The following is a 20,748-nucleotide window of genomic DNA, read 5'->3' on the forward strand; positions in this document are numbered from 1 at the left end:
GAAAGGAGATTAACACATGGCAAACCGCAACGATTCAAGAAATCGTAGAAACAAGGACGACATCGAAGATCAACTGGTCGCTATCAACCGGATTACCAAGGTTGTTAAGGGTGGTCGCCGTCAAAGATTTGCTGCCTTAGTTGTCGTTGGTGACAAGAAGGGTCACGTTGGCTTTGGTACTGGTAAGGCAACTGAAGTTCCAGAAGCTATCCGCAAAGCAGTCGAAGCCGGCAAGAAGAACATGATCTCAGTTCCAACTGTTGGTACTACTATTCCTCACGAAGTACTTGGCCACTACGGCTCAGGTAACGTTCTGCTTAAGCCAGCTGAAGCCGGTTCTGGTATTGCAGCTGGTGGTGCCGTACGTATCGTTATGGACATGGCTGGTGTCGGCGACGTTACTTCCAAGTCTTTGGGTTCAAACACTCCAATCAACGTTATCCGGGCCACTATCGATGGTCTGCAAAAGTTGAAGACTCGCGAAGACGTTCTGAAGCTTCGTGAATCAGCTAAGAGCTTGCAAGATTAGGGAGATTATAGATGACAGATTTAAAGATTACTTTAATTAGAAGTGTTGCCCACCGTCTGCCTGAACAAAGAAAAGTTGTTAAAGCTCTCGGCTTAGGCAAGATCAACAGTACTGTTGTCCAACCAGACAACGCTGCAACTCGTGGCGCGCTGATGAAAATCGCTCACTTAATTTCTGTTGAAGAAGTTAACAAATAAATCAAGGAGGGTCCAATTTAATGAAACTTAATGAATTACACCCATCCGAAGGTTCACGCCACGCTAGAAAGCGTGTCGGCCGTGGTACTTCAAGTGGCTTCGGTAAGACTTCAGGTCGTGGTCAAAAGGGTCAACACGCACGTTCCGGCGGTAACACCCGTTTAGGTTTTGAAGGTGGTCAAATGCCATTGTTCAGAACTATGCCTAAGCGTGGTTTCAAGAACATCAACCGCAAGGAATACGCAATCGTTAACCTTGCAGATTTGAACAAGTTCGAAGAAGGCAGCGTAGTTGACTTCGAAGCTTTGAAGGCTAAGGGCTTGGTTAAGAAGCAATTGTCTGGTGTCAAGGTACTTGGCAACGGCGAATTGAACGTTAAGTTGACTGTAAAGGTTAACAAGGTTTCTGAAGCTGCTAAGAGCGCGATCGAAGCAGCTGGTGGCACTGTAGAGGTGATCTAATGTTTTCAACCTTGAAGAACGCCTTCAAGGATAAGGAAATTAGAAATAAGCTTTTCTATACTTTGTTTATCCTTGTAATTTACCGACTCGGTGCAAATATTACAGTTCCGGGGATAAATGCGAAAGCTCTGACGACGGTTGCTAATACGGGACTTGTTTCCGTGTTAGATACGGTTTCCGGTGGTGGCTTGGACAACTACTCCATCTTCTCTTTGGGGGTATCACCATACATCACCGCGCAAATCGTTATCCAACTGCTGCAGATGGACATCGTACCAACGCTTGTCGAATGGGGCAAGCAAGGGGAAGTTGGTCGGCGCAAAACCAATCAGGTTACCCGGTATTTAACGCTGTTTGTTGCTTTTGTCCAGAGTGTGGGGATTACATTAGGTTTTAACGCCTTGTCTTCCTTCGGTCTGGTTAAGACTCAAACTTGGCAAACCTACTTCGAAATCGGTATGATCATGACAGCTGGTACCTTCCTGTTAACTTGGCTGGGTGATGAAATTACCGATAAGGGTTTAGGCAATGGGGTTTCAGTAATTATCTTTGCTGGGATCATTGCCCGCCTGCCAGGCGGACTTTACCAAGTCTTCCAAGATCAGGTGATCAACAACAGTGCAAGTGATCGCTGGCAAGGAGTTGCGTTCTTCGTTGCGCTTATTGTCGCAATTTTATTGGTAACGAAATTCGTTACCTGGGTTGAACAAGCTGATCGTCGCATTCCTATCCAATATACGAGAAGAGCGGCGACCAGTGGATCAGAAAGTTTTCTACCATTAAAGGTTAACGTCTCCGGCGTTATTCCAGTTATCTTCGCCAGTTCGTTCATCGTTACGCCAGCCACGATTCTGATGGCTTTCCAAGGCAAGTACGGCGACACGACTTGGTATCAGGTCTTATCGAATATCTTTAGCTTGCAGACGACCCCTGGTGCAATTATCTACACCCTTTTGATCATTCTATTTACTTTCTTCTATGCCTTCGTTCAGGTAAATCCTGAGAAGCTGGCGGAAAACTTACAAAAGCAGGGTGCATATATTCCTAGCGTGTGGCCAGGTAAGGACACTGAGAAATATATGAGTTCAATGTTGCTGAAGCTTTCAACGGTCGGGTCCGTATATCTGGGTTTGGTTGCTTTGCTTCCACAGCTTGCAACCAACATCTGGGACCTGCCAAGTTCAATTGGCTTGGGTGGGACCAGCTTGTTGATCGTTATCGGGGTTGTTCTGGAATTGTCACGGCAAATCAACGGTTTGTTGATGAAGCGTGAATATGCCGGATTTATTAGATAGGTGAAAAAATATGATTAATTTGATTCTTCTTGGTCTGCCAGGCGCAGGCAAGGGTACTGCATCTGAACAAATCGTTGACAAGTATCACTTGGCTCACATTTCAACCGGTGATATGTTTAGAGAAGCTATGGCTAACAAGACTCCAGTAGGCTTGGAAGCCAAGTCTTACATCGACAAGGGCGATTTGGTTCCAGACGAAGTAACTGCTAAGTTGGTTGAAGATCGTCTCGGTCAAGACGACGTTAAGAATGGTTTCATTCTTGACGGTTTCCCGAGAACGACTAACCAGGCAGAATTGCTCGACGAAATCACTACCCGCTTGAACAAGCAGCTGACCAACGTCATCGCAATCGATGTCAAGGAAGAGACTTTAATCGATCGTTTATCTGCACGGTTCATGTGCAAGAATTGCGGCGCAACTTACAACAAGTTCTCAAAGAAACCTAAGGTCGAAGGGACTTGCGACCGTTGCGGCGGCCACGAGTTCTATCAACGTGAAGACGACAAGCCTGAAGTTGTCAAGAACCGGCTGGAAGTTAACGAAAAGATGAACGCTCCATTGAAGGAGTACTATGACAAGAAGGGTTTGCTCGCTACTGTAAACGGCGAACAAGCACCTGAAAAAGTTTTTGCAGATATCGACGCTATCCTGAGCAAGGATTAGCTGAAAGAATTTGCAAATTTTTTCGAACGTGTTATAATTTCGAAGTATGACTGTTTTGATTGCGGAGGGGCAACTTTGGCAAAAGATGATGTCATTGAAGTAGAAGGTAAGGTAGTTGATACCTTACCTAATGCTATGTTTAAAGTCGAATTGGAAAACGGTGCCACTATTTTGGCTCACGTTTCCGGCAAGATCAGAATGCACTACATTCGGATCCTGCCTGGCGACCGGGTCACTGTGGAGCTGTCTCCATATGACTTGACTAAAGGTAGAATTACGTATCGGTTTATTAAATAAAAACGGAGGCAAACATGAAGGTTAGACCATCTGTTAAGCCAATGTGCGAACATTGCAAGGTCATTAAGAGACATGGTCGTGTTATGGTTATTTGCCCTGCAAATCCAAAGCACAAGCAACGTCAAGGTTAATTTTAGAAAGTAGGAGGTGCATTATATGGCACGTATCGCTGGTGTTGACTTACCAAGAGATAAAAGAGTTGTTATCGCTTTAACTTACATTTACGGTATCGGTGAACACACTGCACAAGAAATCTGTGCAGCAGCCGGTGTATCTGAAGACGTTCGTTCAAAGGACTTGACCCCAGAACAACAAGAAAAGCTTCGTGCAGAAGTCGACAAGTACCGTGTTGAAGGTGACTTGCGTCGTGAAGTAAGCATGAACATTAAGCGTCTTGTTGATATCGGTTCATACCGTGGTATCCGTCACCGTCGCGGTCTTCCAGTTCGTGGTCAAAACACCAAGAACAACGCACGTACTCGTAAGGGTGCTAAGAGAAGCCGTTAATCCAAAAATAATATAAGGAGGTTTATTGATGCCTGCAAAGAAAACTGCTCGTAAGCGTCGTGTGAAGAAGCACGTTGAAAGTGGCGTGGCTCACATTCACTCAACGTTTAACAACACTTTAGTTATGATTACTGACGTTCAAGGTAACGCCGTTGCTTGGTCTTCAGCTGGTGCTTTGGGTTTCAAGGGTAGCCGTAAGTCTACTCCATTTGCTGCGCAAATGGCTGCCGAAGCTGCTGCTAAGAGCGCAATTGACCAAGGTATGAACCACATCGAAGTATCAGTTAAGGGCCCAGGTTCTGGTCGTGAATCAGCAATCCGTGCTCTGCAAGCTGCTGGTCTGGAAATCACTTCAATCCGTGACGTTACTCCAGTACCTCACAACGGTTCTAGACCACCAAAGCGTCGTCGTGTTTAATAAAATCTTACTTTGAGACGTGCGTTTTGAAAGGGGCCCAGTAATGATTGAATTTAAAAAACCAAATATTACCGTCGTGGATCAAGAAGACAGTTACGGTAAGTTTGTCGTTGAACCGCTGGAGCGTGGGTTTGGTACTACCTTAGGTAATTCACTGCGTCGGGTTTTGCTGACTTCTGTTCCAGGGACCGGTTTGGTGAAGGTGAAGATCGATGGTGTCTTGCACGAATTCACTACTGTTCCCGGTGTTAAGGAAGACGTAACCAAGATCATCTTGAACCTGAAGAAGCTTGAACTCAGAGCCTATACTGAAGAAGTAAAGACGATCGAACTCGACGTTGAAGGTCCAGCTACGGTAACTGCTGAAGATTTGAAGGCTGACGCTGATGTGGAAGTCTTGAATCCTGACCAATACATTTGTACCATCGCTCAAGGTGGCCACCTGCACATGTGGATTGATGTCTGCAACGGCCGGGGCTACGTACCAGCCAGCGAAAACAAGACTGCTGAAATGTCTATTGGTGACATTCCAGTTGACTCACTTTTCTCACCAATCGAAAAGGTTAACTACCAAGTTGAATCAACCCGGGTTGGTAAGAGAGAAGACTTTGACAAGCTTACCCTGGAAATTTGGACAAATGGTTCAATCGCTCCGAATGACGCCCTCAACTTTGCCGCCCGTGTTCTGGTCGAACACTTCAAGGCCTTCGAATCAGCTGACGCTGCTGCCGAAATCGGCGAAGTTATGGTAGAACAGGAGAACGACCAAAAGGAAAAGAAGCTCGAAATGACTATCGAGGACCTGGACCTTTCAGTTCGTTCATACAACTGCTTGAAGCGGGCTGGCATCAACACCCTGCAAGACTTGACTGTTAAGTCAGAAGCAGAAATGATGCGGGTACGCAACCTGGGACGTAAATCATTGGAAGAAGTTAAGAATAAATTGGCAGACCTGGGTCTTTCACTTCGTCAAGAAGACTAGTCTGTAATAAAGGAGGCACATTAATGTCATACCGTAAATTAGGTTGGGACAGTAGTCAAAGAAAAGCTATGCTCCGTGAAATGACTACCCAATTGATCATTAACGAACGCATCGTCACTACTGAAGCTCGCGCTAAGGAAGTACGTCGCACTGCTGAAAAGATGATCACTTTGGGCAAGCGCGGTGACTTGGCTGCAAGAAGAAAGGCTGCTGCTTTTGTACGTAACGAAATCGCTGATATCCACGAAGAAGGCGACGAAGTAGTTGTTAAGTCAGCACTTCAAAAGCTCTTCAGCGACGTAGCTCCTCGTTACAAGGACCGTAACGGTGGTTACACCCGGATCATGAAGCTGGCAGTTCCTCGTAAGGGTGACGCAGCTCCTATGGTAGTTTTGGAATTGGTTTAATTCTTAAGCTGTAAATTTAATACTTTTTGAAATTATTCATGAAAGCGAGAATAAGCGCGATGATGATGGGGAAACCTTAGTCTAGCTTAGATGGTTCGATATCATCCCTCTTCATGGATGATTTTTTTTTCGCTTTTTTTCCGTCACTTGATACAATAGAAGAAAATGAGCAAATAGGTGGTGACGCGATGAGCGACAATATTATTTCTTTTGACCATGTGACTTTTACTTACCCGGACAGCCCGCGGCCAGCAGTTTCTGACCTCTCTTTTGCGATTGAGCGGGGAAGCTGGACAGCTTTGATCGGCCATAACGGCAGCGGCAAGTCGACGGTCTCTAAATTGATCAATGGCCTGCTGGCACCGGATGACTTGGACAAGTCCACTATCATGGTTGACGGGGTCAAGCTGAGGGCTGACACGGTTTGGGAAGTCAGAGAGAAGGTCGGCATTGTCTTCCAGAATCCTGATAACCAGTTTGTCGGGGCCACGGTCAGTGACGATGTTGCTTTTGGCTTGGAGAACCGGGCAGTACCCCGGCCGGAAATGCTGAAAATCGTCGCTCAGGCGGTCGCTGACGTTGGTATGGCTGATTATGCCGACAGCGAGCCCAGCAACCTCTCAGGGGGGCAGAAACAGCGCGTAGCGATCGCCGGAATCTTGGCGGTCAAGCCCCAGGTCATCATCCTGGATGAGTCGACCTCCATGCTGGACCCAGAAGGCAAGGAGCAGATTTTGGACCTGGTCCGGAAGATCAAGGAAGACAATAACTTGACGGTTATTTCCATCACCCACGACTTGGAAGAAGCTGCGGGGGCTGACCAGGTTTTGGTCTTAGACGACGGCCAGCTGCTGGACCAGGGCAAGCCGGAGGAAATTTTTTCTAAGGTGGAGATGCTGGAGCGGATCGGCCTGGACATTCCCTTTGTCTACCGGCTCAAGCAGCTCTTGAAGGAACGGGGGATTGTGCTCCCGGATGAAATTGATGATGAGGAAAAGTTGGTTCAGAGCTTATGGCAATTAAATTCGAAAATGTAAGTTATATCTACAGCCCTGGCTCACCGCTGGAGGCGATCGGCCTGGACCAGCTGAATTTCAGTCTGGAAGAGGGGAAGTTCATCGCTCTGGTTGGCCATACGGGCAGCGGCAAGTCGACCTTGATGCAGCACTTTAACGCGCTGTTAAAGCCTACCAGCGGCAAGATCGAAATCGCGGGCTACACTATCACCCCCGAGACTGGGAATAAGGGCTTGAAGGACCTGCGCCGCAAGGTGAGCCTGGCCTTTCAGTTCCCTGAGGCCCAGCTCTTCGAAAACACGGTTCTAAAGGACGTTGAGTATGGGCCAAGGAACTTTGGCTTCAGTGAAGATGAGGCCCGTGAGGCGGCCTTAAAATGGCTTAAAAAGGTGGGTCTGAAAGATGACTTGATTGAGCATTCGCCATTTGACCTGTCCGGCGGGCAGATGCGGCGGGTGGCCCTGGCTGGGGTTTTGGCCTATGAGCCGGAGATCATCTGTTTAGATGAGCCGGCAGCTGGCCTGGACCCAATGGGGCGGCTGGAAATGATGCAGTTGTTTAAGGACTACCAGGCAGCCGGGCATACGGTGATTTTGGTAACCCACAACATGGATGACGTGGCAGATTACGCCGACGACGTCCTGGTCTTGGAACATGGCCGCTTGATCAAGCACGCCAGCCCTAAGGAAGTCTTCAAAGACAGTGAATGGCTGCAAAAGCACCACCTAGCTGAACCCCGCAGCGCCCGTTTTGCCGCAAAACTTGAGGAAGCCGGCTTAAAGCTGCCGGGCCAGCCCTTGACTATGCCGGAACTGGCGGACGCGATCAAGCAAAGCCTAAAGGGGGGAGAGCATGAGTAAGATTATTATCGGCCGCTACCTGCCGGGGACGACCTTTGTCTACCGGGTAGACCCGCGGGCCAAGCTGCTGACGACTTTTTACTTTATCATCATGATCTTCCTGGCCAACAACTGGGTCAGCTATCTGGTGATCAGCATCTTTGGCCTGGCCTGCGTTTTCGCGACGGGCTTAAAGGCCAGAGTCTTTTGGGACGGGGTCAAGCCAATGATCTGGCTGATTGTTTTTACCTCCCTTCTGCAGACCTTCTTCATGGCCGGTGGAAAAGTCTACTGGCACTGGTGGATACTTACCCTGTCCAGCGAGGGCTTGATCAATGGTTTGTACGTCTTCATCCGTTTTGCCATGATTATTCTGGTGTCAACGGTGATGACGGTGACGACCAAGCCCTTGGAAATCGCGGATGCCATGGAATGGATGCTGACGCCGCTCAAGCTCTTCAAGGTCAACGTGGGCATGATCAGTCTGGTGATTTCGATCGCCTTGCGCTTCGTGCCGACCTTGTTTGACCAGACGGTCAATATCATGAATGCCCAGCGGTCCCGGGGCGCCGACTTTAACGACGGCGGCCTGGTCAAGCGGGCCAAGTCAGTCGTTCCGATGCTGGTGCCGCTTTTTATCGATTCTCTGGAAGTGGCCCTAGACTTGTCCACAGCCATGGAATCCCGGGGCTACAAGGGCAGTGAAGGCCGGACCCGCTATCGGATTCTGGAATGGAGCAAGGTGGACTTGATTCCGGCTGTTTACTGCCTGCTGTTGACAATTTTGATGATCACGACAAGGATGCATTGATGACGAGCAGATACAAATTGACATTGTCCTATGACGGCCATGACTTTCATGGTTTCCAGTCCCAGCCTGGGCAAAGAACGATTCAAGGGACGGTAGAGGAGATCCTCAAGCGGATGACCAAAGGCCAGGAGGTCCGGGTCTTCGGGTCAGGCCGGACTGATGCCGGAGTCCACTCAGTCGGGCAGGTAATCCACTTTGACTATCCAGGCAGGGAAATTCCGGCAGCCAACATGATCAAGGCCCTAAATTCCCAGCTGCCGATGGATATGGTTTTTACTGACTGTGAAATTGTGGATAAAGATTTCCACTCCCGCTTTTCCGTCAAGGGGAAGTGGTACCGCTACCGGGTCAGCCTGGACGGCTTCGTGAACCCCTTCAAGCGTTTTTACACAGGCCATTATCCATATCCGGTGGATGTGGATAAGATGCAGGAAGCTGCCAAGGACCTCCTGGGCCGGCATGATTTTACCAGTTTCGCGGCTAGCGGCGGGCAGATTGAGGATAAAGTTCGGGACATGTACTATGTCAATGTGGCCTTGGATGAAGAAAACAACGAAGTGATCATGGACTTTATCGCGACCGGCTTTTTGTACAACATGGTCCGGATCCTGGTGGCCACCTTGCTAGAGATCGGCAATGGCCGCCGGCCGGTGCACGACTTAAAGCGGGTGATCGCGGCCAAGAACCGGCTGGAGGTCCAGCAGACTGCCCAGGCCAGCGGCTTGTACCTTTACCATGTCTTTTACGAGGAAGTGCCAAGAAAATATCGGCTCGACCTTGATTTATAATTGACATTTTGGTATTTAGGACATATGATATAAGAGTATGTTTGTCCACGATAGGCCCCGGAAACTTATTGTATTCAAACTACGAATTAAACGGAGGAATTTACATTGCGTACTACACCATTAGCAAAGACTAGTGAAATTGAACGTAAGTGGTACTTGATTGACGCTACTGATGTTTCATTGGGTCGTCTTTCAACTGCTGTTGCTACTATCCTTAGAGGTAAGAACAAGCCTCAATTTACTCCAAACGTTGACACGGGTGACAACGTCATCATCGTTAACGCTTCTAAGTTGAAGCTTACTGGTAAGAAGGCTACTGACAAGATCTACTACCACCACTCAGAATGGCGTGGCGGTTTGAAGTCTGTTTCAGCCGGCGAATTGCTTGCCAAGAACCCTGTTAAATTGGTTGAATTGTCAGTTAAGGGTATGCTTCCAAAGAACACTCTTGGCCACCAAGAATTCTTGAAGATGCACGTTTATGCTGGTGAAGAACACAAGCACGAAGCGCAAAAGCCTGAAAAGTTAGACATTAACAATTTGATCTAGGAGGTAGTTTAGATGGCACAACAAGCTGCATATGCAGGTACTGGTCGTCGTAAGGACGCCGTAGCTCGCGTTCGTTTAGTACCAGGCGATGGTAAGATCACTGTTAACAACAAGGATGTTGCTGACTACATTCCATTGCCAATCTTGGTTAAGGACCTTAAGCAACCTTTGACTTTGACTGAAACTGAAGGCCAATACGACGTTATCGTTAACGTTAACGGTGGTGGTTTCTCAGGTCAAGCCGGTGCGATCCGTCATGGTATCGCCCGTGCCCTTCTTGAAGTAGACCCAGACTTCCGAGGTCCACTGAAGAAGGCTGGCTTCTTGACTCGTGACCCAAGAATGAAGGAAAGAAAGAAGCCAGGTCTGAAGAAGGCCCGCAAGGCTTCACAATTCTCAAAGCGTTAATCTGGATCGTCAAGAACGGCATCAGATCAGCGGTTTCGAGACTTCAAACGGTCACATATGGTCACAACAGATCATATCGAATCCAAGAGATTTAAAGCATCAGCATCTTGCTGGTGCTTTTTTTCTGCATCAATTTCGGATAATGCTTTTCAGTAGAAAGGTGGGTATCTCTTAAGCCATGAAATGTGCTTGCAGGGATACCTATTTTTTTAGTTGTTACTTGTATTTTTGCTTAATGGGGGTAAAATTGACATGAAATTAAAGAGAATGCTTACATTTTATGAAACGGGAATATAAAAAGTATTATGAAAAAAATCTTGACCAGTAAAGTTGCTAGAAGCATATTGGCGTTTATATTTATATTTTTTACGGGGTGGTCTGCCGCAAGATTAACAGTACGGACAGAAAGTTCTAATTCGCCATATGACTACTTGATTTTAGGAGGGTTTAGTCTGGTTTTAGGCGTTTTGGAACTCTATAGGTTAATTAATAGTAAGTAATCTAAAGATCAAATAATCAAGATTAAAGATTGTAAAGAAAGCAGATCTCCGGATCTGCTTTTTTGCGGTCAAAAAGTCCGCTTTTGACTATAATTAAGGCAGAAACAATTACAGCAGAAGGAAAAGAGGGCATGATGAAAAAAGGCGACAAATTGATTGACTGGGCCATGGAAATCCAAGCGATTGGGCAGACCGGCCTGGCCTACAGCAAGGATGTGTTTGACACTGAGCGCTACAGCCGCCTGCGGGAAATAGCCGCGGAAATGCTAGCGGAAAAAAGTGAGGTCAACTATGACAAGGTCAAAGAGCTCTTTTGCAATGAAATTGGCTACCAGACCCCGAAAGTCGCGACCAGGGCGGCCATCTTCAAGGATGACCAGATTCTCCTGGTCCAGGAAAAAGAAGGGCACTGGTCCCTGCCCGGTGGCTGGTGTGATGTCGACCAGTCTCCGGCTGACAACTGCGTCAAGGAGTGCCGGGAAGAGTCAGGTTTAACTGTCAAACCGGTCAAAATTATTGCTATTCAAGACCACTTCAAGCACCATGGCTCCATCCATCCTTACGGGATTACCGATATCTATTATCTCTGCCAGTCCTTAGGCGGGGAATTCCAGGCCAACTCCGAAACCAGCCAGGCAGCCTGGTTTAAAGAAGATGACCTGCCACCCCTGGCGGAAAATAAGAATTCAACTGAACAGGTGAAGATGTGCTTTGCCGCGCACCGGGATGCCAACTGGCAAACTTTATTCGACTAAAAAACTCGCCGTGAGGCGAGTTTTTACTATCTATTCTTTTTCAATTCCTATTTTTCTTTGTTTTCCTTACTTCCTAGCAGCTAATTGCCGGCAGACCAGGACCATCAAGAGGCAGCTGAGCAAGCTGTAGACCCCGCCAAAGTAGGGGGTGCTGGAAATACCAGTCAAGCCTGCCGCTTGCGCCGCCGTAAAGGAGCCCAGGGAAATGCCGATATTGGCAAAAATCGAGTTGAAGCTGGAGGCGAAGTCGATTGACTCTGGATATTCAGCCGCGGCCAGGTCCAGGAAATAAACCTGAGTGGATGACCCGTACATGCTGTTGGTGCAGCAGATGCCGACGATGCACAGGAAGGCCAGCCAGGACAGCGGCAAAAGCGGCGCCAAGAGGAAGAGCAGGATGGTCTGAATGCCGAAGACCAGGGGCAGGCGGTTGATCCCGCCGTGGTCTGCCAGAAAGCCCCCGGTCTTGTTGCCGGCGATAAAGGCTAAGCCCAGCAGCAAGAGCAAGATGTTCAGCCAGCTCTTTGGGAAATGCATGTAGTCGGTGATCAAGGACCGGATGTAGGTATAGTAGGTATACTGAGCCGCGCAGGCCAAAATGATAGCCAGGAGGGTCAGCTGGATCTGCCGGTTGCCCAGGATGGAAAACTGCTTATTACCCTTGCTGGACTGGCTCTGTGGGGTGTCCCGGGGCACGAAGATCAGTAAAAGGGCGAAGGTTACGAGCGTCAGAAGCGAGATCATCCAGAAACTGGCATGCCAGGAAAAAGTGGTTGAGATGAAGGTCCCGATGGGCAGGCCAATGATGGAAGCAATCGAGAAGCCGGCAAAAATCCAGGAGAGAAGCGAGGCCCTTTTTTCCAAGGGCGCGACGAAATTGGCGATAACCAAGATCAGGGAAATAATCGCCCCGGCCGTAGTGGCAGACAGGATTCTGGACAAAAGCAGGCTGATATAGCTGTAAGACAAGGCCGTCCAGGTGTTGCCGATAAAGAAGATCCCCATCAAAAAGAAGAGGAGCTGGTGGCGCTTGAAATACTTGGTTAGGGAAGTGACCAGGGGAGTAGCGATGGCATAAACCAGGGCAAATACGGTGACCAGGTAGCCCAAGCTGCTGAGGGAGGCATTTATTTCCCGGGAAATATCCGGCAAAACACCGACGATCATATATTCATTGCAGCCCAACATGAAGGCCACGAAGACGAAAAGAAAGGCTTGAATTTTGTAACGTGACATGCGAAAACTCCTATAAGAATACACTCTTAATTAGTTTAACAGAAAAAATGTTAAAATGAAGATGATGATAGTAAGTCTTGAGTAAAGAAAGCAGGTTTAACTATGCAGATTCAAGTTAAATTGGACAAGGGCTATTTGCCCGATGAATATGCCAAGTATGCCAGCGTTACAGAAGCCGGCAACCCGGTAGTGTCTTTTCCCTTTACTTTGACGGGCCTGCCGGAAGGGAGCAAGTACCTGGCCTGGTCCTTGGTCGACTATGATTCCATTCCGGTCTGCGGCTTTGCCTGGATCCACTGGCTGGCCAGCGACGTGCCGGCAGTCAGCGAAATTCCAGCTGACTTCAGCCGGACGACGGATACGCCTCAGGGCTACAACAGTACTGTTTCTCGTTTTTTGAATGATCCGGAAGAAGTGCATACGGGCTATATCGGGCCGACTCCGCCGGACAAGGATCACGACTACCGCTTCCGGGTCTACGCTTTAAGCGAGAAGCTGGACCTGGAAGAGCCTTATTACTACAATGAATTCTTGCGCGCCTTGAAGGGCAAGGTCTTGGCTGAAAGCCAGCTTGACCTGCCGGCCCGGGTTTAAGGTAAAAGATTTTTTAGAAAAAGTTGCCGGAAACTGTTGACCAAAGCTGGGAAATTAGGTAATATAGTATTTGTTGAGCGATCAGCTCACAAGTAAGATTGCGTTATAGCCAAGTGGTAAGGCAACGGTTTTTGGTACCGTCATGCGCTGGTTCGAATCCAGCTAACGCAATAAGCAAGGCTAGGCCGGAAGGCTTGGCCTTTTTTGCGCGCTAAAAAAGCAAGACAAAAATCTGGTAAAATGGAAAAGAACTTTTGTTGGCAGATTGATTTTAAGAAAAGAGGCAGCAGATGGCTGGAAAAGAACAAGAAGCGGAAAAAATGCAAAAGCTGCTAGGCCAGCTGGAAGAAGAAATTTCCTTGAGCTACTTCCTTAAGCCTGGTACCATCACGGTTGGCCGCGACCTCTTGCAGGCCATGCAGGACCTGTTGGCCAATCCTAAAAAATGGGAAGAAAATTAACGCGCCATGCTTGACTTTAATTTATATTTAAGATATAGTTGAAGCAGCAAATGTTGAGAGAGGACAAGAATCATGAACGCTTTAATCAGCAAGAACGCGAAATTCTTTAGCTTTTATTACTGGAACTAGCTTGCATCTGCGGGTGCAAGTCTTCAAGCAAGAACATGCATCTGCAGTTTCAATAATAAGAGTTTTCTCAGCATTTTTTGAAACGGTAGGAATCAGGATCCGGCGGTTTCAAGAACACGCGCATTAGCAGACTTTGGTAATCGTGGATCATCTGATCCACGATTTTTTGTTTTTACGGTAGCCAAGGAGGACACCATGGTTGATTTAACGAAGCACTTTAAGCAGGGGGTAGCAGAAGTAAAGTCTTCAGCTATTCTGAATTTTGCCAAGTATACGAGCCAGTACCCGGACATCGTCAAGTTCACGGTTGGCGAACCGGACTTCAATACCCCGGACCATATCAAGACGGCTGCCATCAAGGGGATCGTGGATAACCACTCCCACTACGCTCCTTCAAACGGGACGCCTGGACTCAGAAAAGCGGCGGCAGACTTCCTGGCCCGGCATTACGACATGCACTATAAGCCAAGCGAAATCATCGCCACCAACGGGGCAACGGAAGCCATCTACACAGTCATGTCTGCCATCATCAACCCAGGTGACGTAATGGTTCTGCCAACTCCGATCTTTCCTTTATATATTGCTGACGCGGCCTTGGAAAAAGCGGAAGTTGTCCAGATCGACACTTCCAAGACCGGCTTCAAATTAACGCCAGACCAGCTGCAGGCAGCCGTTGCCGAATACGGCGACCGCCTCCGGATTCTGGTCATGAACTACCCGACCAACCCGACCGGGGTCATGTACAGCCAGGAAGAGCTGGATGCTTTGGCGGCGGTGATCAAGGACCGGCCAACTTTTGTCCTCTGTGATGAAATCTACAGTGAACTAAACTACGAGCAAGAGCACGCCTCAATGGCCAAGTCCCTCAGAAGCCAGGCCATTGTTTTAAATGGGGTCTCCAAGTCCTGGGCCATGACCGGCTACCGGATCGGGATCATGGCTGCTCCCCAGGAAATCACTGACCAGCTGGCCAAGGTTCACCAGTTCATCACCACGACTGAACCGACCCCAATGCAGGACGCGGCTGAGGAAGCTTTTAAAAACGGGGACAGGGATGCCCGGGAAATGAAGGCTGCCTTCAAGGAGCGCCGGGACTACCTCTACCAGGCTTTAACGGAAATCGGCTTTGAAGTGATCAAGCCGCAGGGGGCCTTCTATATCTGGGCCAAGATTCCAGCCGGTCTTAACCAAAAAGACACGGAATTCGTTTATGAGCTGGCTGACCAGGCCCATGTCGGGGTTTGTGCTGGTTCCTGGTTCGCCAAGGGCGGGCAGGGCTGGCTCCGCTTCTCCTACGCGACAGCCCTGGACGAAATTAAAGAAGGCGTAAGCAGAATCAAGAAATTTGTCGAGGAAAATAAGAATGATGGAAAGTAAAGAAATAAACGGCCTTAAGCAAGGCACGCTGAACATTTTAAATGGGATCGGACTTGGGGTCATTGCTGCCCTGGTGCCGGCCGCGATTTTAGGCCAGCTGATGAAGGCCCTCTTGGGTGTAGCTCCGGCTTTTGCCCAGACGGTTATCAACATCACTACTTTTACCCAGAGCCTGTTGGCGGCTATGGCCGGCTTCTGCGCGGCCTACCTCTTCCAGATGAACATGATCCAGATGTGTTCGGTCGCAGCCGCGGCCATGATCGGGTCTGGCGCGGTTACTTTTAAAAACGGCTTGATTATGGTCGCCGGGACTGGTGACGTTATCAACATCGGCTTGACGATCACCCTGGCCATCCTCTTGATCAAATTGATTGGCAACAAGCTTGCTTCCTACACGACTATTCTCTTGCCAATCATCGTCTTGGTCGTTGGCGGCGGGATCGGCCTCTTGATCTTGCCATACGTTAAATTCGTGACCACTTTTATCGGCATGATCGTCATGGCCTTCACCAAGCTGCAGCCACTCTTGATGGGTGTCTTGATCGGGATGTCCTTCGCGGCCATGATCGTGTCGCCGATTTCTTCAGTTGGGATCGCGGTGGCGATCGGCTTGACTGGGGTTGCTTCCGGAGCCGCTAACCTGGGCATCACCGGGGCAGCTTATACTTTGGGGATCATGAGCTACAGCGTCAACGGGATGGGGACCACCTTGGCTCACTTCATTGGGACGCCTAAGATCCAGATGGCCAACATGCTGGAAAAGCCGAAGCTCTTTGTCCCAGTCCTGCTTTCATCTGGTCTGTCCGGTCTGCTGGCTGCCATCTTCAACCTGCAGGGGACGCCAAATTCCGCTGGCTTTGGCTTCAGCGGCCTGATCGGGCCCCTGGCGGCTTACGCCAAGATGACGCCAGGCTGGGGGAGCATCATCCTTTTGATGGTTCTTTACGTTGTTTACCCGGTCGCCTTGGGCTTCTTCATGCGCTGGCTTTTCATCGACCGCTTGAGCTTTGCTCAGGCAGAAGACCTGCGCCTGGAAGTTTAAGCTAAAAAGTAAAAAAATTGCCAAAAAGCCTTGCACTTGCCCTGTTTTTTCGTTAATATAATAGAGTACTTCAACGGAGGAATAGCGAAGTGGCTAAACGCGGCGGTCTGTAAAACCGCTCTCTCTGAGTTCGGTGGTTCGAATCCACTTTCCTCCATTGATTGCGTTATAGCCAAGTGGTAAGGCAACGGTTTTTGGTACCGTCATGCGCTGGTTCGAATCCAGCTAACGCAATTGTTCTAAAGAACACCCAACCCGAAAGAAGAGCTTCTGACTGAGTCAGGAGCTCTTTTTTTGTCCCAAGCAAAAGAAAAGCAATTTTTGGCCAGGGGAAATGCTTAAAAATAGATGAGAAAGGTTACTTTCAGAGAAAATGTCTTTCTTTCATAAGTAATGATGTACATTCTTAGTATTACTTGCTATACTAAAAACTAAGTTGTTGGTTACTTTTAGTAAGTTCAAGAAGTATAAATGCAAGTAAGATTAGATTGGATAGATTAAGTAAAATTTCGGGAGGCAAGAAATTGCATAAGAAGAGGATTGTGTCAGTAACGCTTTTAGCTACGGCGGCGCTTTTGACGGCCTGCGGGCAAAACAAGGAGGCTTCCAGCTCCAAGCAGGTGATGAAGACAGCCGTGACCGGTGAAATCAGCACCCTGGACTCCAGCAAGTACGGGGACACTGTCAGCTCTGAAACCCTGCAGAACTCCATGGAAGGGCTCTACCGTTTTGATAAAAAGGGGCAGGCCCAGTTGGCCGGGGCGGTCAAGGTGACCAAGTCCAAGGACCAGAAGGTTTACACCTTTACCCTTAGAAAAAACGCCAAGTGGTCCAACGGGGATCCGGTAACGGCCCAGGACTACGTCACTGCCTGGCGGCGAACAGTTGACCCCAAGAACGATTCCCTGGACAGCGACAGCTACCAGGTGATCAAGAACGGGACGGACATCGTAGCTGGCAAGAAGAAGGTGTCCAGCCTGGGCATCAAGGCCTTGGGCAAGTACAAGCTGCAGATTACCCTAGAAAACCCGATCCAGTATTTGCCGGACCTCTTGACTGGGGCCCAGTTCTACCCGCAGGACACGAAGATCGTCAAAAAGTACGGGTCTAGCTACGGGACCAGCTCTAGCAAGCTGGTTTACAACGGACCATTTACTGTCAGCCAGTGGACCGGATCCAACCTCAAGTGGACTTTGAAGAAGAACAAGACTTACTGGAATGCCAAGTCAGTCAGCTTGAGCGCGGTCAAGGTCCAGGTCATCAAGACCACCTCTACCGGCCTCAACCTCTACAAGGGCGGGCAGCTGGACTACGCGCCAGTTGATGCTGACTACGTCAAGCAGTATGAAAAGAATGCTGACTACCACACTAAGACTACGCCAACTAACGGCTACATGGTCTTTAACACCAAGCGTAAGACCACCGGTAATGTCCACGTCCGCCGGGCAATCAGCCTGGGCGTGAACAAGCAGGAATTGGTGAAGACGGTCTTGCACTCGGGCAAGGCTGCCCAAGGCCTGGTAGCCAGTGACTTCATCTATGATGAAAGCGGCAAGGACTACCGGACCAGTGCCGGCAAGCTGATGACCTACAATTTAAAGCAAGCTCAAAAGGAATGGGCTTTGGCCAAAAAGCAGCTGGGCAAGTCCAAGATCACGATTGAGCTTTTAACCAGTGATATGGATGCGTCTAAGCGGGTAGGTGAATACCTGCAGAGCAACTTGATGGAGAACCTGCCGGGCTTGACCGTTAAATTGCGGTCAATTCCACTGAAGTCCCGCCTGGCGGACACGACCAAGCATAACTTTGACATGGTTTACGGGACTTGGCAGCCAAGCTTCCAGGACCCGATCGACTACTTGACCATCGGTGGCCTCTTCAACCTGGAAACTGACTACAAGAACAGCACTTTCTGGAAGGAAATCAACCAGGCGAAGAGCACTTACGCCACCCAGCCAGCCAAGCGACAGGCCAGCTTGATCGCTGCTGAAAAGCAATTGATCCAAAAGGATGCTTTCGCGGCACCACTCTACCAAGCCGGGGTTTCCTACCTGCTTAAGTCCAAGGTGACCGGCTTCCGCCTGTCTCCTTACGGGACTGTTGCCTACTACTGGGACATCAAGATTAAATAAAACAAGTTCTAAGCCGGTAAAAGCTGCCAGTTTCTCTCAATAAGGAAGAAACTGACGGCTTTTTTTGCGAAAAAAAGAAGCATTCTGCAACTATTTTGCCCGTATAGCGGGTACAATAGTATTTAGTTTTTTGACCAGGAGGCGGACATGAGCAAATACATCAAAGTTGGCAGCGGCGGTGGTGAAGTGACCTGGCACCGGGCCATGCTCGACATGGAGCCGGGGGACTATCTGCTGCTGGAGCCCGGCTATTACGTTTGGCCCCGGGGCCGGCTATTAGAAGACGTGACCATCAAGGGCCTGGGGGCCAGTCCGGAAGACACCCGGATCCGCAGCTTTTTCTCAATCGGGAAAAACAGCTCCCGGGTGGTTTTTGAAAACTTGACTCTGGAACCTTACGGGGACGTAAATACCCTGGATTTGCCGGAAGAGACCAACAGCTACCTGATCCTGCGCGGCTGCGTCTTGACCGGGACCGGCAGCATGACGACTACGATTTCCGTCAACGGCCAGGACACGGTGGAAATGTACTCCTGCCGCCTGCTCAACGGGACCCTGTCCTTTTTTGAAAAAGCCAATTTCCGCCTGGAAATGGCGGACTGCCTGCTGGACTATGAATCAGAAAAATTCGGCACCATCTCTTTGGAAGGGACCGGGACGGCCATCATTAATAATTCCGAGATCCGGGGGACGGTCAACAGCTTTGATTCCAGCAACATCGAATTAAACATCAATAACTCCGCCATCGGCAACCTTAACTTAGGCGGCAAGAGCTGGGTTAATGTCTACGCCTGCCGTTTTCTTAACCGGGACTACAGCCTTTATGCCCGGGGCGAATGCTGGCTGAACATCCTGGAGAGCCAAATGCCTAGCCAATTGGCCATCGAAGACCACTGCCACTTGCTAATGCAGAACAGCCAGCTCTACAGTTTCCAGGCCAGAGGGGAGAGCCAGAGCTTTTTATCCAATGTCCAGATCGCGGCCGCGGTCAGCCTGGAAGGCAAAAGCTTCCTGGAAGGCAGCTTAGTGACCTTCTCCGGCAACGGCGACTACCCTTACTTCATCTTCCTGGTCGACCAGGCGGTATTGAAGGGGCGGAACCTGCAATTTGACCCGCAGAACTGGCCGGTTTTGGTAGACAATGATGCCCGCTTAGTGGCCAATGCCCTTTATTACCAGGGGGCGCCACTGGAAATCAAGTGTGAGCATCCGGAAAATATCTCTTTGATGGGGATCAAGTGGACTGAACGGAAGGAATAGAAAGGAGCCACCATGCGCTTAATCAAAGTAAGCCAGGACCCCCGGGACTTGTCCTGGGAGCAAGCTTTAGACCAGCTGGAAGACGATGACGTGCTCATGCTGGCTCCCGGCTTTTATCAAATTCCTTTTGGGAAAAAGCTGAAGAACATCGTGATCAAGGGGACGGGGACAGCTCCAGATATGACGACACTGGTTGGCACGGTCATCCTGGATGGCCGCTATTTGACCCTGGAAAACCTGGCCGTCAAGACCAAGGCAATTGCCGGGGCCCTGGTCAGAGTTGACGAAGGAGAAAATGCTCCTTACCTGACCCTGCGCGGCTGCCGGCTGGAAGCAGCAGACACGGCTCTCATGACCCAGGGACCGGTCTGGCTGGAACTTTACTCCTGCCAGGTCAAAGGGGTAATCCGCCTGGTTGGCGATAAGGAGCAGCATGTCCAGATCTCTTCCAGTGAAATCGCGGCAACTCCAGCTGCTTTTACCGGCAATGGCTTTGGCCTATTAGCCATCAGCCAGTCCCAGATCAAGGGGGATTTTGTCCTGGAGGAAAGTTCGGCCTATGAAGGGCACTTTGACCAGACGGCTTTTGACCAAGTGACCAGCTTGAGCGAAGGAAACGACCTTTACGTCACTGAGTCTGCCCTGTCTTTAACTCTGAAAAACGGCCAGGCAGACCTTTTGAACTGCGACTTGCCGGGGACAGCCCTTTTGGAAAAAGCCAAATCAGCTGCTTTCCAAAACTGCACTTTTAAACAATTCAAGCAGGTCAGCGGGAGCAGCAACTTAACCAACTGCCACTTGGAGGTAGGGGAAATCATGGGCCAGGGCAAGGCTTTTTTTTGCCGGCCGCACTTTTCCTGCAGCGAAGGCACTTGGCTTAGCCTAAGTGGCTCAGTCCAGGTCCGCCTGCAGGATGCCCTCTTAAACGTGGCTGGCAGCCACTTGCGCCTGGCCGACAAAGCCGGAATCTTGGGTAATATTTTGGAGAGCGACCAGGACCAGCTACTGGTCAAGCAGACTGGCCGGGGCAAGGTAAAATTGACGGGAATTAAATGTAAACTTGTCTAAAGGCCGCCTTTTGCTATAGAATTTAA

General features: G+C 49.4%; 26 protein-coding genes, 3 tRNA genes and 1 pseudogene. 28 read left to right on the forward strand and 2 right to left on the reverse strand.

The annotated features are described in order from the left end of the window. Positions 1-16 precede the first annotated feature (16 nt). The 17 genes from rpsE (at position 17) to rpsI (ending at position 10,168) form a co-directional block, all read left to right on the forward strand. Positions 17-529, forward strand: a complete 513-nt coding sequence (gene rpsE, locus Q0J41_RS07280; RefSeq protein WP_296227859.1) for a 30S ribosomal protein S5 — start codon at positions 17-19, stop codon at positions 527-529. Positions 530-540: 11 nt separating this feature from the next. Then, complete coding sequence (gene rpmD / locus Q0J41_RS07285) at positions 541-726, forward strand: 50S ribosomal protein L30 (protein WP_002878183.1); 186 nt, start codon at positions 541-543, stop codon at positions 724-726. Positions 727-746: 20 nt separating this feature from the next. Further along, on the forward strand, positions 747-1,187 hold the full coding sequence (gene rplO / locus Q0J41_RS07290) for a 50S ribosomal protein L15 (protein WP_296227863.1): 441 nt from the start codon (positions 747-749) through the stop codon (positions 1,185-1,187). Further along, positions 1,187-2,482, forward strand: a complete 1,296-nt coding sequence (gene secY, locus Q0J41_RS07295; protein WP_296227865.1) for a preprotein translocase subunit SecY — start codon at positions 1,187-1,189, stop codon at positions 2,480-2,482. Before rplO ends, secY begins: the two co-directional genes overlap by 1 nt. A gap of 10 nt (positions 2,483-2,492) precedes the next feature. Then, positions 2,493-3,146, forward strand: a complete 654-nt coding sequence (locus Q0J41_RS07300) for an adenylate kinase (RefSeq protein WP_296227867.1) — start codon at positions 2,493-2,495, stop codon at positions 3,144-3,146. A gap of 75 nt (positions 3,147-3,221) precedes the next feature. After that, complete coding sequence (gene infA / locus Q0J41_RS07305; RefSeq protein ID WP_002878178.1) at positions 3,222-3,443, forward strand: translation initiation factor IF-1; 222 nt, start codon at positions 3,222-3,224, stop codon at positions 3,441-3,443. A 14-nt stretch (positions 3,444-3,457) separates the two neighbouring features. Next, positions 3,458-3,574, forward strand: coding sequence for a 50S ribosomal protein L36 (rpmJ, locus tag Q0J41_RS07310; protein ID WP_002878160.1), 117 nt, complete (start codon positions 3,458-3,460; stop codon positions 3,572-3,574). Between the two features lie 25 nt (positions 3,575-3,599). Then, on the forward strand, positions 3,600-3,950 hold the full coding sequence (gene rpsM / locus Q0J41_RS07315; protein ID WP_003613363.1) for a 30S ribosomal protein S13: 351 nt from the start codon (positions 3,600-3,602) through the stop codon (positions 3,948-3,950). 28 nt (positions 3,951-3,978) lie between these two features. After that, the gene (rpsK, locus tag Q0J41_RS07320) at positions 3,979-4,368 is read left to right on the forward strand and encodes a 30S ribosomal protein S11 (protein WP_201330222.1); all 390 of its coding nucleotides are present in this window, start codon (positions 3,979-3,981) and stop codon (positions 4,366-4,368) included. Positions 4,369-4,411: 43 nt separating this feature from the next. Continuing rightward, positions 4,412-5,350, forward strand: coding sequence for a DNA-directed RNA polymerase subunit alpha (locus tag Q0J41_RS07325; protein WP_270447288.1), 939 nt, complete (start codon positions 4,412-4,414; stop codon positions 5,348-5,350). Between the two features lie 23 nt (positions 5,351-5,373). Further along, on the forward strand, positions 5,374-5,757 hold the full coding sequence (gene rplQ, locus Q0J41_RS07330; RefSeq protein WP_002878136.1) for a 50S ribosomal protein L17: 384 nt from the start codon (positions 5,374-5,376) through the stop codon (positions 5,755-5,757). A 188-nt stretch (positions 5,758-5,945) separates the two neighbouring features. Beyond that, on the forward strand, positions 5,946-6,794 hold the full coding sequence (locus Q0J41_RS07335) for an energy-coupling factor ABC transporter ATP-binding protein (RefSeq protein ID WP_296227973.1): 849 nt from the start codon (positions 5,946-5,948) through the stop codon (positions 6,792-6,794). Next, positions 6,770-7,633: an energy-coupling factor transporter ATPase gene (locus Q0J41_RS07340; protein WP_296227975.1), complete on the forward strand. Its 864-nt coding sequence runs from the start codon at positions 6,770-6,772 to the stop codon at positions 7,631-7,633. The genes Q0J41_RS07335 and Q0J41_RS07340 overlap by 25 nt, the downstream gene beginning before the upstream one ends. After that, positions 7,626-8,423, forward strand: a complete 798-nt coding sequence (locus tag Q0J41_RS07345) for an energy-coupling factor transporter transmembrane protein EcfT (protein ID WP_296227977.1) — start codon at positions 7,626-7,628, stop codon at positions 8,421-8,423. Before Q0J41_RS07340 ends, Q0J41_RS07345 begins: the two co-directional genes overlap by 8 nt. Then, positions 8,423-9,211, forward strand: coding sequence for a tRNA pseudouridine(38-40) synthase TruA (gene truA, locus Q0J41_RS07350; RefSeq protein WP_296227979.1), 789 nt, complete (start codon positions 8,423-8,425; stop codon positions 9,209-9,211). The genes Q0J41_RS07345 and truA overlap by 1 nt, the downstream gene beginning before the upstream one ends. A 105-nt stretch (positions 9,212-9,316) precedes the next feature. After that, complete coding sequence (gene rplM / locus Q0J41_RS07355) at positions 9,317-9,760, forward strand: 50S ribosomal protein L13 (RefSeq protein ID WP_296227981.1); 444 nt, start codon at positions 9,317-9,319, stop codon at positions 9,758-9,760. Between the two features lie 12 nt (positions 9,761-9,772). After that, the gene (rpsI, locus tag Q0J41_RS07360) at positions 9,773-10,168 is read left to right on the forward strand and encodes a 30S ribosomal protein S9 (protein ID WP_154546862.1); all 396 of its coding nucleotides are present in this window, start codon (positions 9,773-9,775) and stop codon (positions 10,166-10,168) included. A gap of 71 nt (positions 10,169-10,239) precedes the next feature. Here the strand turns inward: rpsI and Q0J41_RS07365 are convergent. Beyond that, positions 10,240-10,379: pseudogene (locus Q0J41_RS07365) on the reverse strand (site-specific integrase); the annotation flags it as partial. Positions 10,380-10,799: 420 nt separating this feature from the next. On the opposite strand from Q0J41_RS07365, the gene Q0J41_RS07370 reads away from it, so the two are divergent. After that, entirely contained in the window at positions 10,800-11,423 is a 624-nt protein-coding gene (locus Q0J41_RS07370) for an NUDIX hydrolase (RefSeq protein ID WP_296227985.1), read from the forward strand. Between the two features lie 66 nt (positions 11,424-11,489). Here the strand turns inward: Q0J41_RS07370 and Q0J41_RS07375 are convergent, their stop codons facing one another. Further along, the gene (locus Q0J41_RS07375) at positions 11,490-12,659 is read right to left on the reverse strand and encodes an MFS transporter (RefSeq protein ID WP_296227987.1); all 1,170 of its coding nucleotides are present in this window, start codon (positions 12,657-12,659) and stop codon (positions 11,490-11,492) included. A gap of 102 nt (positions 12,660-12,761) precedes the next feature. On the opposite strand from Q0J41_RS07375, the gene Q0J41_RS07380 reads away from it, so the two are divergent. From Q0J41_RS07380 to Q0J41_RS07425, 10 genes are all read left to right on the forward strand, one after another. Beyond that, a complete protein-coding gene (locus Q0J41_RS07380) occupies positions 12,762-13,253 on the forward strand; it encodes a YbhB/YbcL family Raf kinase inhibitor-like protein (RefSeq protein WP_296227989.1) in 492 nt (163 codons plus the stop codon). A gap of 99 nt (positions 13,254-13,352) precedes the next feature. After that, positions 13,353-13,424 (forward strand) — tRNA-Gln (locus Q0J41_RS07385). Between the two features lie 119 nt (positions 13,425-13,543). Continuing rightward, positions 13,544-13,714, forward strand: a complete 171-nt coding sequence (locus Q0J41_RS07390) for a hypothetical protein (protein ID WP_296227992.1) — start codon at positions 13,544-13,546, stop codon at positions 13,712-13,714. A 324-nt stretch (positions 13,715-14,038) separates the two neighbouring features. Next, complete coding sequence (locus Q0J41_RS07395) at positions 14,039-15,220, forward strand: aminotransferase class I/II-fold pyridoxal phosphate-dependent enzyme (RefSeq protein WP_296227994.1); 1,182 nt, start codon at positions 14,039-14,041, stop codon at positions 15,218-15,220. Further along, positions 15,207-16,262: a PTS transporter subunit IIC gene (locus Q0J41_RS07400; RefSeq protein WP_296227996.1), complete on the forward strand. Its 1,056-nt coding sequence runs from the start codon at positions 15,207-15,209 to the stop codon at positions 16,260-16,262. The genes Q0J41_RS07395 and Q0J41_RS07400 overlap by 14 nt, the downstream gene beginning before the upstream one ends. A gap of 75 nt (positions 16,263-16,337) precedes the next feature. Further along, positions 16,338-16,419 (forward strand) — tRNA-Tyr (locus tag Q0J41_RS07405). Between the two features lie 5 nt (positions 16,420-16,424). Continuing rightward, positions 16,425-16,496, forward strand: a tRNA-Gln gene (locus tag Q0J41_RS07410). Between the two features lie 290 nt (positions 16,497-16,786). Beyond that, the gene (locus Q0J41_RS07415) at positions 16,787-18,394 is read left to right on the forward strand and encodes a peptide ABC transporter substrate-binding protein (protein ID WP_296227998.1); all 1,608 of its coding nucleotides are present in this window, start codon (positions 16,787-16,789) and stop codon (positions 18,392-18,394) included. Positions 18,395-18,541: 147 nt separating this feature from the next. Continuing rightward, positions 18,542-19,654, forward strand: a complete 1,113-nt coding sequence (locus Q0J41_RS07420; protein ID WP_296228000.1) for a hypothetical protein — start codon at positions 18,542-18,544, stop codon at positions 19,652-19,654. A gap of 12 nt (positions 19,655-19,666) precedes the next feature. Continuing rightward, the gene (locus Q0J41_RS07425; protein WP_296228002.1) at positions 19,667-20,722 is read left to right on the forward strand and encodes a hypothetical protein; all 1,056 of its coding nucleotides are present in this window, start codon (positions 19,667-19,669) and stop codon (positions 20,720-20,722) included. Positions 20,723-20,748: the final 26 nt, after the last annotated feature.

The sequence above is a fragment of the uncultured Lactobacillus sp. genome, from assembly GCF_944327175.1.
In the GTDB taxonomy this organism is placed as follows: domain Bacteria; phylum Bacillota; class Bacilli; order Lactobacillales; family Lactobacillaceae; genus Lactobacillus.